Source organism: Colwellia ponticola (assembly GCF_005885605.1).
In the GTDB taxonomy this organism is placed as follows: Bacteria; Pseudomonadota; Gammaproteobacteria; order Enterobacterales; family Alteromonadaceae; genus Colwellia; species Colwellia ponticola.
Genome location: NZ_SZVP01000233.1, coordinates 1 through 354, shown reverse-complemented (window position 1 = coordinate 354; position 354 = coordinate 1). Strand labels below are relative to the sequence as shown.

The following is a 354-nucleotide window of genomic DNA, read 5'->3' as shown; positions in this document are numbered from 1 at the left end:
AGTTCAGTTGGTTAGAATACCGGCCTGTCACGCCGGGGGTCGCGGGTTCGAGTCCCGTCCACTCCGCCAATTTTGTTAACATCATCATAATTGATGCGAATTGATAGACGTTAAAGTATCACAGCAAAAACACTAGGTTGATAGTTCAGTTGGTTAGCTTTTTATTAAGTTAAGTGGGCTGTCACAATGGATAGTTTTTCGCGGGTTCGAGTCCCGTTCACGTTTAGTAATAAATAGTGATAAACTCGAGATAACAAAAACAGCGGAGTGGTAGTTCAGTTGGTTAGAATACCGGCCTGTCACGCCGGGGGTCGCGGGTTCGAGTCCCGTCCACTCCGCCAATTTTGTTAACAT

General features: G+C 46.0%; 1 tRNA gene. It reads left to right on the top strand.

Features of this window, described 5'->3' with window-relative positions:
• Positions 1-264 precede the first annotated feature (264 nt).
• Positions 265-341, top strand: a tRNA-Asp gene (locus tag FCS21_RS16715).
• Positions 342-354 lie beyond the last annotated feature (13 nt).